Origin of the sequence: Castellaniella sp. MT123 (assembly GCF_039614765.1) — a bacterium.
Taxonomy (GTDB): Bacteria; Pseudomonadota; Gammaproteobacteria; order Burkholderiales; family Burkholderiaceae_B; genus Castellaniella.
On sequence record NZ_CP154879.1, the window covers coordinates 918,452 to 931,998 of the forward strand.

Sequence of the window (13,547 nt, forward strand, 5' to 3'; positions counted from 1 at the left end):
GGGGATCAAGGCCGCGCGGCCTGGATCATCAGCGCCTTCATGCGCCGGATGGCGGGTTCCCAGCCATCGAACACGGCCTGTGCCACGATGGCATGGCCGATATTCAGTTCGGCGATGCCCGGCAGCGCGGCGATGGGCTGCACATTGTCGTAATGCAGGCCGTGGCCGGCATTGACCCGCAAGCCTTCCCCGACGCCCACCGCGATGGCGGCGCGCAGCCGTTCCAGCTGCGCGGCCTGCCGCGCCGCATCGGCCGCATCCGCATATGCGCCGGTATGCAGTTCAATGACCCGCGCGCCGGCGCGCACGGCAGCGGCGATCTGGTCGGCTTCGGGGTCGATGAACAGCGACACCCTGATGCCGGCACTGTGCAGGCGGGACACGGCAGAGTGCACTTCGTCGAAGCGGCCCAGGACGTCCAGCCCGCCCTCCGTGGTCAGCTCACGGCGATTCTCGGGTACCAGGCACACGTCCTGCGGCCCGATGGCGCAGGCGATCTCCAGCATCTCTGGTGTGATGGCGCATTCCAGATTCATGCGGGTGCGCAGCGCCGGACGAATGGCGCGCACGTCCGCGTCCTGGATGTGGCGCCGGTCCTCGCGCAGATGCAGGGTGATCAGGTCGGCGCCCGCGTCTTCCGCGCGCAGGGCCGCTTGCAGGGGATCAGGATAGGTCGTCAGCCGCTGCTGGCGCAGCGTAGCCACATGATCGATATTGACGCCCAGTTCCATCAACCGTTCCCCTTGGTGGGCAGATCGTCCGCGGACCAGCCGCCGCCCAGCGCCTTATAGAGTTCCACGCGATTGGCCAGCGCAGCGGCACCCAGCTGGATGAACTGCTGCTGCACCGCGTACAGATTGACCTGCGCCGTCTGCACCTGCAGGAAGCTGTCGACCCCCGTTTCGTAACGAACCTGGGAGAGTTTCAGCGCCTGCAGGGCCGACGCTTCGGTCGCGCGCACGGCGTCCAGCTGGCGGCTGTAGGTCGCTTCGCCGGCCAGGCCGTCGGCCACTTCGCGAAATGCCGTCTGGATGGCCTTTTCATACGAGGCCACGGCGATCTTCTGGTTGGCCTTGGCCAGATCCAGGCCGCCCTTGACGCCGCCTGCAAACAGCGGCGTCTGGACCTGCGGCGCGAACTGCCAATACCGCGTGCCGCTGCCGAACAGGGATCCGAGTTCCGGACTGGCGAACCCCAGCAGGCCTGTCAGGGTGATGCGTGGGAAGAAGGCGGCACGCGCGGCCCCGATCCGGGCATCGGCCGACTTCAGGTCGTGTTCGGCACCGATGATGTCGGGGCGGCGCTCGAGCAACTGGGACGGCAGACCTGCGGGAATCGACTGCACCAGTTGGTCGCGGCCAAACGGCAACGCAGCTGGCAGGCCATCCGGCACCGGCGTTCCCAGGATCAGCGCAAGCGCATTGTTGGCCTGGGACATGGCGCGCTCGGTGGCCACCAGATTGGCCCGCACGCTATCGACCTGCCCTTTGGCCTGGGCGAGGTCCAGATCGGAGGCCACGCCGGCATTGAACTGGGCCTGCACCAGCTGCAAGGTGCCCTGCCGTGCCTGCAGCGTCTTTTCCGTGAGATCGCGCAGGGACTGCGCCGAACGCAGCGTGAAATAGGCTTCCGCCGTCTGGGCGATCAGCCCCAATTGCACGGTGCGCCGCGCTTCCTCGGTGGACAGATACTGCTGATAAGCGGATTCACTGAGATTGCGCACGCGGCCGAAGAAATCCAGCTCGAACGCGGTCATGCCGACGCCGGCAATGAAGCTGCGGTTGACGGCCGAGGAATCCGGCCCCCCATTGCGCATCTGGGGCGGCAGGTGGGTCGCCGATTCCGTCCCCTGCAGGCCGATCGTGGGCAGGCGGTCGCTCTGCGCGATGCCGAACTGCGCGCGCGCGGCCTCGACCCGCTGCACGGCGATGCGCAGATCGCGGTTGTTGTGCAGTGCCAGTTCGATCAGCGCCTGCAAGCGCTGATCGAGGAACACGTCACGCCAGGCCGGCAACGCCGCCGAAGCAGCCGTTGTGGCCGTGTCCGGAAACTGATCCGGCACCGGGGTGGCCGGCCGATGATAGGTCGGCGCCAGCGAGCAGGCGCCTAGCGCCAGACACAGGACGGTCATCGCCCCTAGCCGCCCTTGTCGCATCGAAGTCTTCATGTACGGTCTCCCATGCTGGACTCGTCTACAGCAGGAATGTGGGCTGCCTGATGGCCCAGGAGCTTGGGTTTGGTCTTGAACAATTTCAGAATCACCACAAAGAATGTCGGCACGAAAATCACGGCCAGCGGCGTTGCTGCCAGCATACCGCCCATCACACCCAGGCCGACTGCGTTCTGACTGGCGGCACCGGCGCCATTGGCCAGCACCAGCGGCACCACCCCCAGGATGAAGGCAAAGGACGTCATCAGGATCGGACGGAAACGTAGCCGGGCCCCCTCGATGGCCGCTTCCTTCAGGCCGGCCCCGCTGGCATACAGATCCTTGGCGAATTCCACGATCAGAATGGCGTTCTTGGCCGCCAGACCAATCACGGTCACCATCCCGACCTGGAAGTACACATCGTTGGACTTGCCCATCAGACTACTGAGCAGCACCGCCCCGAGCATGCCTAGCGGCACGGCCAGCATCACCGACAGCGGGATTGCCCAGCTTTCGTACAAGGCCGCAAGCACCATGAAGATCACCAGCACGGACAGGCCCATCAGGATCAGGGACTGGCTGCCCGCCTGGATCTCCTGGTAGGACAGACCGGTCCATTCGTAGCCCAGGCCGCCAGGCAACTGGGCGACGAGGCGCTCCATCTCGGTCATGGCCTGGCCGGTGGAATAACCCGGTGCCGCGGAACCGCTGATCCGGATGGATTCGTAGCCGTTGTAGCGCACCACCTGAACCGGCCCCGAGCTCCAGCTCACGGACACGAATGAGGATAGCGGCACCATCCCGCCCTGGGCATTGACCGCATTCAACCTGAGGATGTCGTCGGGATTCATGCGCTCGGCCTGGTCAGCCTGCACCCAGATGTTCTGCACCCACCCCTGGTTCGTGAACTTGCCCACGTATGCCGAGCCGATCGCGGTGGAAATCAGGTTTGCAGCCTCGGAAAAGTCCACGCCCAGCGCGGCCGCCTTGGCGCGGTCGATCTGGATGCGCAGTTGCGGCCCGGCCCCCAGGCCCGTGATCCGGGTCTGGGCCAGGATCGGACTTTGCGCGGCCATCCCCAGCAATTGCTGAGCGGCCGCCTGCAGGGCGGTGTGCCCCACCCCACCCCGATCCTCGAGGCGTAGATCGAAGCCCGAGGCATTGCCCAGAGATGAGATGGCCGGCGGCGTGATTGCGATCACCATCGAATCCGGCAGGCCGAAGAGCAACTTGCCCATGGCGGCCCCGGAAATGGCCTGTGCCGCGTCTCCGGGCGCCTTGCGTTGGGAAAAATCCTTCAGCGGAACGAAGACGATGGCCGCGTTCAGACCATTGCCATTGAAGCTGAACCCCTGGACCGCGATGACGTTGGCCACCTGGGGCAGGTTCATGAAGTAGTGTTCGACTTTCTGGATGATGTCCATCGTGCGGCTCGACGTCGCACCCGACGGCAGCTCGATGTTGGCGATCACGTAGCCCTGGTCCTCGTCCGGCAGGAACGAACTGGGCAGGCGTGCGTACATCCAGCCCATCACCACGACCAGCAGGGCGAACACCAGCATCATGCGCAGCGACCGCTTCAGGCTGCGCCCCACCCAACCGGTATAGCGCTGCGTCCCCCGGTGGAAGAACCGGTTGAACCAGCCGAAGAAACCGCGTTTGGCCTCCTGGTGCCCTTTGGGAATGGGCTTCAGGATGGTCGCGCACAACGCCGGCGTGAAGCTGAGGGCCAGGAACGCCGAAAACAGGATCGACACGGCCATGGCGACCGAGAACTGGCGATAGATCACGCCCACCGAACCGGACATGAAGGCCAGCGGCAGGAACACGGTGGTCAGCACCAGCGTCATTCCGACGATCGCACCGCTGATCTGCGGCATGGCCTTTTTCGTCGCCTCGCGCGGAGGCAGCCCTTCCTCGGCCATGATCCGTTCGACGTTTTCGACCACCACGATCGCGTCATCCACCAGAATCCCGATGGCCAGCACCATGGCGAACATGGTCAGCACATTGATGGAGAATCCCAGCGCCAGCATCACGGCGAAAGCCCCCAGGATCGCCACCGGCACCACCAGTGCCGGGATCAGGGTATAGCGCACGTTCTGCAGGAAGATGAACATGACCACGAACACCAGCACCATGGCTTCGAACAGGGTATGCACCACCTGCTGGATCGACACATCGACATAGGGCGACGTGTCGTAGGGGATCTGGTATGTGATGTTGTCGGGGAAGAACTTCGACAGCTCGGCCATCCTGGCTTTGGCCAGTTTCGCCGTTTCCAGCGCGTTGGCGGTCGGCGTCAGCGACAGGGCGAAGGCCGCCGTGGGCTTGCCGTTCAGGCGGGCACCGAACTGATAATTGTCCGACCCCAGTTCGACACGGGCGACATCCCGGATCCGCACGGACGAACCGTCCGGATTGGCACGCAGGACGATGTCGCCGAATTCCTCGGGTGTCTTCAGCTGGCCATTGACGATCAGGGGCGCGGCGACCCGCTGCGATTGGGGATTCGGCGGCGAGCCCAGGATGCCGCCGGAAATCACCAGGTTCTGGGCGGCGATCGCCTGATTGACCTGGGCCATGCTCAGGCCATAGCCAACCAGCTTCTGCGGATCCACCCAGACGCGCATCGCGCGCGGCGCGGCGAACAGCTGGAACTTGCCCACGCCCTTGACCCGCGACATGGGGTTCTGGATGTTGCGGGTGATGTAGTCGGCCAGTGCGGTCTGGTTCAGGGAGCCGTCCTTGGACGACAACGTGACCACCATCAGGAAGCTGGAATTGGATTGACTGACCTTCAGCCCCTGCTGCACGACCGCGGCGGGCAGCTTGGCCGTGACGTTGGACAGACGGTTCTGCACATCGACCTGCGCCAGATCGGGATTGGTGCCCGGTTCGAACGTCACCGTGATCTGCGCCTGGCCGTTGGAATCGCTGACCGATTCATAATACAGCAGGCCTTTGGCGCCATTGAGCTCGTTCTCGATGATGCTGGATACGCTGGTGGAGACTTCCGAGGCCGAGGCCCCCGGATACGTGGCGTTGACGTTGACCGACGGCGGCGCCACCTGAGGATACTGCGACACCGCCATGTTCGGAATGGCCATAGCGCCGGCCAGAGCGATGGCCAGCGCCACCACCCAGGCAAAGATCGGTCGGTCGATGAAAAACAGGGGCATGAGAGTTCGCCTGTAAACCGGAGAAGAATCGAAGGAACCGGCGATCAGCCGGCCTTCGCCTGGGATGAGCCGCCTGCCTCAGGCTTTTGGCCCGAGGATTTTTCGGCTGGCGCGGCCTGCCCCGCCGGGCCTGCGGCCGCAGGCTGGGCGCCGGGGTGCGCGCCCGTCGGCTCGCCCGCCTTCCAGGGCATGGGCTGGACCGGCGCGCCCGGACGGATCTTCTGGAAACCCTCGACCACGACCTGATCGCCCGCCTTCACGCCTTGATAGACGATATAGCCCTGCCCGGAACGCGGACCGACCTTGATGGGAGTGAAAGCCGCCTTGCCATCCTGCACCAGCACCACGGTATTGTTGCCGTCCGCGGTGCGCTGAACCGCCTGTTCCGGCACGACCAGAGCCTGCGGATCCACGCCCTGCGCCAGGCGCACACGGACATAGAGCCCCGGCAGCAGGATCTGCTCTGGATTGGGAAACAGTGCCCGCAGATTGACTTGACCGGTGCCGGGGTCCACCGCGATACCCGAGAACAGCAGCTTGCCCGGATGCCGGTAGACGCTGCCGTCTTCCAGCAGCACGTCGGCCCGGGTATTGCCTTCGGCGTCCGGCTTCACGATGCCGTCGGCGATCTGCCGCCGCAACGCGGCAATCTGCGCCACCGGCTGGGTGATGTCGACATAGACCTCGTTGAATCGATGGACGGTGGCCAGGGGGGTCGCCGAGGTGGCGCTGACCAGCGCCCCGACGGTCACGAGGGATTTGCCGATCTGCCCGTCGATGGGCGATGTGACGCGGGTATAGCCCAGATTGATCTCGGCGGCTTCCAGGGCGGCTTTGGCTGCGGCGACGGTCGCGTCGGTCTGCCGGGCCTGGGCGACGGCGTTGTCGTAGTCCTGCTGGCTGACGGCATGCTGCTTGATCAGCGCGGCAAAACGCTGTGCCTGCAGTTTCGCCGTCAGTGCGGCGGCCTGCGCGTTCTTCAGCTGGGCGGCGGCCTGATCACGGGCGGCCCGATAGGGTGCCGGATCGATTGTGTACAACAGCTGACCGGATTTGACCCGGCCGCCCTGCTCGAACTCGATCGACTGGACAATGCCGTTGACCCGCGCGTGGATCTCGGCGTCCTCGATCGCGGCGACGCGGCCTGGAAGTTCCGTGTTCACCGTGGCGGACTGAGGCTGGATCTGGACGACACTGACAGGCACCTTCATGCCCTGCATACCCTGCTGAGGTTTCTCGCTGCAAGCTGCCAGTAACAACAGCAGCCCCATCGCCATCGGTGTCAAAATCCGACGCGCGGGCAGTCGCGAAAAGGCCATGTGAAAGCTCCAGAAATCTTGGTTTCGTTTGAAAAATGTCGTGCCAAATCAGCACCGGCAATACCGCTGATACCACCAGCGTCCACCAGCCAGGATCCCTCGGAGTATAAGTGGAAAACCCTGATGACCTGTGGGGGAAATGTTCAAGACGCGCTGGCGCACCGTATTCATATTCGTAAAAAAACAATCTCAACCGAGAAGCAACGTATCGTCGGCAAGTTCCTCGCCGCGCACGCGCTCGAACATGGCCAGCAAGTCGGGCACGTCCAGTCCCTGGCGGGCTTCCCCCTGGACATCGAGCACCACCCGCCCCTGGTGCAGCATTACGGTGCGGTCACCCACGTCCAGCGCCTGACGCATGCTGTGCGTGACCATCATCGTGGTCAGGCCCTGTTCGGCCACGATCCGGGCGGTGAGTTCCAGCACGAACTGGGCGGTACGGGGATCGAGGGCGGCCGTGTGTTCATCCAGCAGCAGGATACGCGAAGGCCGCAAGGCGGCCATCAGCAGACTGACCGCCTGACGCTGCCCACCGGACAGCAGGCCGATCCGGTCGGTCAGGCGATTTTCCAGCCCCAGCCCCAGCGCGACCAGGCGTTCGCGAAACAATACGCGCATTTCCTCGCGCACGGCACGGCGCAGGCTGCGGAACTGCCCCCGCCCCAGCGCCAGCGACATATTTTCTTCGATGGTCAGGTTTTCGCAGGTGCCGGCCATCGGATCCTGAAACACCCGGGCGACCTTGCGTGCCCGATCCCAGACGGGTTGTCGGGTGACGTCCTCGCCGTCGATCAGGATGACTCCGCTGTCGACCGTCTGCTCGCCGGAGATGGCGTTTAGGAAGGTGGATTTGCCCGCCCCATTGGATCCGATCACGGTGACGAACTGGCCGGCCGGAATATCCAGCGACATGCCGCGCAAGGCCTGGGTCTCGATCGGGGTGCCCGGATTGAAGGTGAGTTGCAGATTCTGTGCGCTCAGCATGGCTCAGGCCCTCTTTTTCAGCAAACGCTGTTTGACCAGCGGGATGACCAGCGCCACCGTGACGAGCACGGCCGTCACCAGGTTCAGGTCCTGGGCCTTCAGCCCCACGAAATCCGCGTTCAGCGCCAGCGCAATGAAGAAACGGTACAAGACCGCACCAATCACCACGGCCAGCGTGGCGAGCATGAGGCGTCGGGTCGGCAGGATCGACTCGCCGATGATGACGGCGGCCAGACCGATCACAATCGTACCGATCCCCATCGAGATATCGGCCCCGCCCTGGGATTGGGCGAATAGCGCCCCCGCCAGGCCGCACAGGGCGTTGGAGATTGCCATGCCCAGCAGGATCATGCGTCCCGTGTGGATGCCTTGGGACCGCGCCATGCGGGGGTTGGACCCTGTCGAGCGCATCGCCAGGCCCACCTGCGTGGCGAAGAACCAGTCCAGCAGCAATTTGACTGCGACGACCAGCGCCAGCAGGATCAGGGGCCTCGCGATGTAGTCCTCCATCCCGGCGGGCTGCAGCTGGGTGAACACGGTGGGGTCGGTGATCAGAGGCACGTTCGGCGCACTCATGACGCGCAGGTTGATGGAATACAGCGCGATCATCACCAGAATGCTGGCCAGCAGGTCCATGATCTTGAGGCTGACGTTGAGCCAGCCGGTAATCACACCCGCCAGGCCAGCCGCGAGGGTGGCCGCCAGTGTCGCCAGGAACGGATCCACCCCATGATGAATCAGGATGGCCGCCGTGGCGCCACCCAGGGGAAAGCTGCCATCGACGGTCAGATCGGGGAAATTCAGCACCCGAAAGGAGATGAGGACGCCCAGCGCGACCAGACCGAAGATCAGCCCGATCTCGAGCGCTCCCCACATGGAATAAATGGACATGAAAATCCCTGTGATACGTAAAGCCGCCAGCCCGGATAAGGATCAGGCCGCCAAGGCGGCCCGCAAGCGGGGAATCCGGCGTTCAGGCCGTCCGGCCGCCGCCCGGTGGAATGTGGCGGACCCGGCGCAACCGGCTGCTTACTGAATGACCTTGGCCGCCGATTTGACCAGGGTGTCGGACAGCGTCACGCCCTGCTTTTTGGCTGCCGACAGGTTCACGTAGAGTTCCTGTTTGGCGCTGGTTTCCGAGGCGATATCGCCCGGTTTCTCGCCCTTCAGGATGCGCACGACGAGCGCCCCGGTCTGCAGGCCCAGGTCATGATAATTGACGCCCATGGCGGCAACCGCGCCGCGCTTGACGCTGTCGGTATCGGAGGCGACCAGCGGGATTTTTGCCGAGTCCCCGACCTTCACCAGCGATTCGTAGGCCGACACCACGTTGTTGTCGGTATTGGTGTAGATGACGTCGACCTTGCCCACCAGGCTGCGGGCCGCCGCGCCGACATCCACTGTGCGGGCGGCTGTCGCCTCGATCAGGCTCATGCCGGATTTCGGCAGCAATTCACGCAGCTGTTTGACCACAACCACGGAATTGGCCTCGCCCGGGTTGTAGACCATGCCGACCTTTTTTGCGTTGGGCACGACCTTTTTGATGAGATCGATCTGCTTGTCCAGCGACAGCGCGTCGGACACGCCGGTCACGTTGATGCCGGAAGGACCCCAGGAAGGCACGAGCTGGGCGGCGACGGGATCGGTGACCGCCGAATAGACCACCGGGATGTTCTTCGTCGCGGCCACCACAGCCTGGGCGGACGGCGTGGCGATCGCCACGATTACGTCGGGCTTGTCGCCCACGAACTTGCGGGCGATCTGGGCAGCGATCGCGGTGTTGCCCTGCGCGGTCTGGAACTGCCATTTGAGACCCTTGGCCTCTGTGTAGCCAGCCTTCTTGAGGGCCTCGTGCACACCATCCTTCACGGAATCCAGGGCGGGATGTTCGACGATGGAAGTCACCGCCACTGACTGAGCCTGGGCCTGTGACGCTGCCAGCGCGCCCACCAGGGCCGCTGCACCGGCGAGCTGACGAAGGATGGATTGCGGATTCTTCATATGAGGTTCCTATCGGATTATTCCGCAGGGATGGGTCCCTGATGCGGCAATCATTTTACGACAGCCGATCGGCCACGCGTACGGCGTGCATGAAGTCGCGGATCCGGGTCGCGTCCTTGATCCCCGGCGCGGACTCCACACCGCTGCTGACGTCGACGGCAAACGGATGCCAGTCCGCGATCCCTTGCCCCACACAATCCGCGTTCAGCCCCCCTGACAGCACCAGCGCCGGCGCAGCGGCGCCCCGGGGAACGGCGGCCAGCAAGGCGGGGTCGAAGCGGCTGCCGCTGCCGCCATACCCGGGACTGAAACTGTCGAAGAGCCAGCCGCTGGCCCGCTGATAATCCTGACAGCGCGCCGCCAGCCCTTCCGGCGTGTCCAGCCCGGGTGCGCCGACGCGAAAAGCCTTCAGGTAGCGCACGCCGAACTGTTCGCAAAACGCGGGCGATTCCTCGCCATGGAACTGCAGCAGGTCGGGACGCACGACATCCAGCACGCGCGCCACATCCTGCTCAGCCGGATTGACGAACAGGACGACAGCGGACACGAATGCCGGCACCTGGGCGCGCAAGGCCGCCGCTTGTTCCAGGGTGAGGACCCGGCGGCTGGCCGGGTAGAACACCAGGCCGATGGCGTCGGCGCCCGCTGCGACGGCAGCCTGCAAATCCTGCGGCCGCGTCAGGCCGCAGATTTTGACGCGCGTGCGGGCGGCGGTCATTGGAACGCCCCCGAGCCCTCGCCCGAGCCATACGTATCCTGGCCATAGGCGCTATCCTGCCCAAACTGGATCGAGTCCGGATTGACGACCGGGCCACTGCTCTTGTAGTGCGTCACCATGCCCGGGAAGGCCAGCACCGAGATCACCATCAGGATCTGGATGATGATGAAGGGAATCGATCCCCAGTAGATCTGGGACGTGGTGACCTTGGCGATCAGTTTGCCCGTGAGACGATCGCGGTAGTCTTCCTTGGGGGCGACCGACCGCAGATAGAACAGGGCGAAACCAAAGGGCGGGTGGACGAAAGAGGTCTGCATATTGACGGCCAGCAGCACGCCAAACCAGATCAGGTCGATGCCCATTTTGTCGGCCACCGGCCCCAGCAGCGGCACGATGATGAAGGCCAGCTCGAAGAAGTCCAGGAAGAAAGCCAGGAAGAAAGTGATCAGGCTGACCACGACCAGAAAGCCGAGCTCGCCGCCGGGAATGTGCAGCAGCAGTTGCTCGACCCAGAGGTCGCCATTGATGCCCCGGAAGCTGAGGCTGAACACGGTGGATCCGACCAGGATGAAGATCACGAAACAGGTCAGGCGAGCCGTGCTTTCCATGGCCTGACGCAGCTGCGACGCGGAAAAACGCCGCCGCGACACCGCCATGATCAGGGCGCCGACCGCACCCATGGCGCCGCCTTCCGTGGGCGTGGCCACGCCGATGAAGATCGTGCCCAGCACCAGGAAGATCAGGGCCAGCGGCGGGATCATCACGAACACGACCTGCTCGGCCAGAGACGAGAGCCAATGCAGGCGCAGCAGACGGTTGCCCAAGGCCATGGCCAGCGCGCAGGCGCCCCAGATCAGCAGAATGAGGACGACCCGCTCATCCACCGGAATGTCGGTGTGCGAACGGAAGTAATAGGCGGAGCCCCAATACGCAGCCGCTGCGGCAATCACCGTCAGTACCAGCAGGGAACGCAGGCCGCGCCGGCCATGGGCATCGACCTCGCCCCGCGCTTCGGGCGGCAGCGCGGGAACCTGGCTGGGACGAAAGAACGCCACCAGAAAGACATAAGCCATGTAGGCGCCGGCCAGCAGCAGGCCCGGCAGCATGGCGCCCCGATACATGTCGCCGATGGAACGCCCCAGCTGGTCGGCCAGCACGATGAGCACCAGGGACGGCGGAATGATCTGCGACAGGGTGCCGGAAGCGGCGATAACGCCCGAGGCCAGCCGGCGGTCGTAGCCGTACCGCAGCATGATCGGCAGCGATATCAGCCCCATCGAGATGACCGAGGCGGACACGACGCCGGTCGTGGCCGCCAGCAGCGCACCCACAAAAATGACGGCAATCGCCAGGCCGCCGCGCAACGGCCCGAAGAGCCGCCCGATCGTGTCGAGCAGATCCTCGGCCATCCCCGATCGCTCAAGGATCAGACCCATGAAGGTGAAAAACGGCACGGCCAGCAGGCTGTCGTTGCTGACGATACCGAAGATCCGCTGTGGCAATGCCTGGAACAGCAGCGGGCTCATCAGATTCAGATCGACGGCCACCAGGCCGTAGAGCACCCCGGTCGCCGCCAGGGAAAACGCCACTGGAAACCCCAGCAACAGGAACACGATCAGGTTGAAGAACATGATCGGGGCGAGATTGCCGACGAGAAACTCCATGTTCAACGCCCCGGTTTGGATTCAATGGATTGGCCCGCCTGCCGCTGAGCCAGGATGTCTTCGACGAGGGCTTCCTCGTCGCTCTTGCCGCTGGAGACCCGCATGGGATTCGCACACGCCCCCCGCAGAAAACCGATGCACTTGATCAGATGCGACACCCCCGCCAGGACCAGCAGGGCAAAGCCGACCGGAATCAGCAGCTTGGCCGGCCAGCGGATCAGGCCTTCGGTATTCGAGGATAGTTCGTGGGTGATGTACGATTCCCAGAAAAACGGGATCGACAGCCACAGAACCAGACAGGCGGCGGGGAACAAAAAGAACAGAAGACCGAAGATCTCGATGAAGATCTGCGTGCGCTCGGGCAGCTTTTGCGACAGCACGTCCACCCGGACATGCTCGTTGCGCAGGAATGTGTAGCCGGCCGCCAGCAGGAAGATGGCGCCAAACAGATACCACTGCAGTTCCAGCCAGGCGTTGGAACTGAGGCTGAACACTTTGCGCATGACTGCATTGCCCGCGCTGATGATGGCGACGATCAGCACCAGCCAGGTCACCGCCCGCCCCACCAGGGTATTCAGGGCATCGATCCACCCTGAAAGCTTCAGAAGAATTTTCATTGCTCGTCCCAGAGACAGGAAACACCGGGACACGAGCCTGTCCCGACCGGTAACAAAACGCTCAATTTTATCCGATGATGCCGAGGTGGTGGCGCAAGGCCTCGGCGGGCGGGCGCAGCGGCAGATCGGGCACTCCCGGGTATTCGACATGGGCCAGATACAGGCCGTCGGGCATGAAGGTTGGCGCCGACAGCCGGCGGTTGCGCCGTGCGAGCAATTCCGCTGCCCAATCCGGTGGACGGCGCCCACGACCGATCATCAGCAGAGTCCCCATGAGATTGCGCACCATATGATGCAGAAAGGCGTTGGCGCGGAACTCGAAAATCAGAAAATCGCCCTGACGCACAATGTCCAGAACCTGCAGCGTGCGCACCGGGCTGGCAGCCTGGCACTCCGCAGAGCGGAACGCGCTGAAGTCGTGTTCTCCGACGAGCAGCGCCGCCGCATCCCGCATGGCCTGATCATCCAGGCGGTCGTGGACCCAGCCTACCCTTCGATATAGGATGGGCGATCGCACGGGTGCGCTGCGCAGTACGTAGAAATAGGTGCGCGCCCGGGCGTCGAACCGGGCATGGAAATCCGGCAGAACCGGCCGCGCCCACTGCACGGCCAAGCTGGAGGGCAACAGGGCGTTGAGCCCCCGCACCCAGGACTCGTCCCGCCGCACCGCGTCGGTGTCCAGATGCACGACCTGCTGCAGGGCATGAACGCCAGCATCGGTGCGCCCGGCGCAGATCGTCGCGACCGTTGGGCTGGCCAGAAACCGCGCCAACGCGGCTTCCAGCGTATCCTGCAGCGTGCGTCCGCCCGGCTGCGTCTGCCAGCCCAGCCAGCCAGCGCCGTCGTAACAGAGCCCCAATGCCATGCGTGCCACGTCCGGCCCTCAGGACGAAAGGACGCGCGGCGGCATCCG

The 13,547-nt window shown here is 64.4% G+C and carries 11 protein-coding genes; all 11 read right to left on the reverse strand.

The window, feature by feature from the left end:
• Nucleotides 1-5: 5 nt before the first annotated feature.
• Nucleotides 6-734 (reverse strand): pyridoxine 5'-phosphate synthase, encoded by a 729-nt coding sequence (gene pdxJ, locus ABCV34_RS04215; RefSeq protein WP_345797970.1) that lies wholly within the window; start codon nucleotides 732-734, stop codon nucleotides 6-8.
• Nucleotides 731-2,167, reverse strand: a complete 1,437-nt coding sequence (locus ABCV34_RS04220; protein ID WP_345797971.1) for an efflux transporter outer membrane subunit — start codon at nucleotides 2,165-2,167, stop codon at nucleotides 731-733. Before ABCV34_RS04220 ends, pdxJ begins: the two co-directional genes overlap by 4 nt.
• Nucleotides 2,164-5,331, reverse strand: a complete 3,168-nt coding sequence (locus ABCV34_RS04225; RefSeq protein ID WP_345797972.1) for an efflux RND transporter permease subunit — start codon at nucleotides 5,329-5,331, stop codon at nucleotides 2,164-2,166. The genes ABCV34_RS04220 and ABCV34_RS04225 overlap by 4 nt, the downstream gene beginning before the upstream one ends.
• Before the next feature lie 44 nt (nucleotides 5,332-5,375).
• Entirely contained in the window at nucleotides 5,376-6,650 is a 1,275-nt protein-coding gene (locus ABCV34_RS04230; RefSeq protein WP_345797973.1) for an efflux RND transporter periplasmic adaptor subunit, read from the reverse strand.
• Nucleotides 6,651-6,839: 189 nt separating this feature from the next.
• Entirely contained in the window at nucleotides 6,840-7,634 is a 795-nt protein-coding gene (locus tag ABCV34_RS04235) for an ABC transporter ATP-binding protein (protein ID WP_345797974.1), read from the reverse strand.
• Between the two features lie 3 nt (nucleotides 7,635-7,637).
• Complete coding sequence (locus ABCV34_RS04240; RefSeq protein WP_345797975.1) at nucleotides 7,638-8,525, reverse strand: ABC transporter permease; 888 nt, start codon at nucleotides 8,523-8,525, stop codon at nucleotides 7,638-7,640.
• 138 nt (nucleotides 8,526-8,663) lie between these two features.
• Complete coding sequence (locus ABCV34_RS04245) at nucleotides 8,664-9,635, reverse strand: ABC transporter substrate-binding protein (protein ID WP_345797976.1); 972 nt, start codon at nucleotides 9,633-9,635, stop codon at nucleotides 8,664-8,666.
• A 55-nt stretch (nucleotides 9,636-9,690) separates the two neighbouring features.
• A complete protein-coding gene (locus tag ABCV34_RS04250; protein ID WP_345797977.1) occupies nucleotides 9,691-10,353 on the reverse strand; it encodes a phosphoribosylanthranilate isomerase in 663 nt (220 codons plus the stop codon).
• The gene (locus tag ABCV34_RS04255; RefSeq protein WP_345797978.1) at nucleotides 10,350-12,017 is read right to left on the reverse strand and encodes a TRAP transporter large permease subunit; all 1,668 of its coding nucleotides are present in this window, start codon (nucleotides 12,015-12,017) and stop codon (nucleotides 10,350-10,352) included. The genes ABCV34_RS04250 and ABCV34_RS04255 overlap by 4 nt, the downstream gene beginning before the upstream one ends.
• Before the next feature lie 2 nt (nucleotides 12,018-12,019).
• Entirely contained in the window at nucleotides 12,020-12,634 is a 615-nt protein-coding gene (locus tag ABCV34_RS04260) for a TRAP transporter small permease subunit (protein WP_345797979.1), read from the reverse strand.
• Between the two features lie 67 nt (nucleotides 12,635-12,701).
• Complete coding sequence (truA, locus tag ABCV34_RS04265) at nucleotides 12,702-13,508, reverse strand: tRNA pseudouridine(38-40) synthase TruA (protein WP_345797980.1); 807 nt, start codon at nucleotides 13,506-13,508, stop codon at nucleotides 12,702-12,704.
• Between the last annotated feature and the right edge of the window lie 39 nt (nucleotides 13,509-13,547).